1 pseudogene is annotated in these 278 nt (G+C 66.2%); it reads left to right on the forward strand.

Annotated features, from left to right (window positions below):
• Window positions 1-278, forward strand: a pseudogene (locus EN807_RS35125) (TPM domain-containing protein); the annotation flags it as partial.

Consider the following 278-nt stretch of genomic DNA (forward strand, 5'->3'; position numbering starts at 1 on the left):
AGACGAGGACCGACGGCGAGATCTACTGCGTGGTGGCGCATGCCAGCGACGGCTATTTCTTTCCCGCCGCCTTCATGGTGACGCTCGGCACGCTCATCGTCAGCCTTGCCGTCGCCTATGGGCTGGAGGCCTGGTGGCTGTCGATCCGCCTGCCGCATTTCGTTTTCGCCGAGCTGCTGGCGCTGGCCTCGGCGCTGCTGCTTTTGTGGGCGCTGCCGGGATTGCGCATCCATTTCGTGCCGCACCACCTGCGCTACCAGGCGGCGCACCTCAACGCG

The sequence above is a fragment of the Mesorhizobium sp. M5C.F.Ca.ET.164.01.1.1 genome (assembly GCF_004792125.1).
In the GTDB taxonomy this organism is placed as follows: Bacteria; Pseudomonadota; Alphaproteobacteria; order Rhizobiales; family Rhizobiaceae; genus Mesorhizobium; species Mesorhizobium wenxiniae.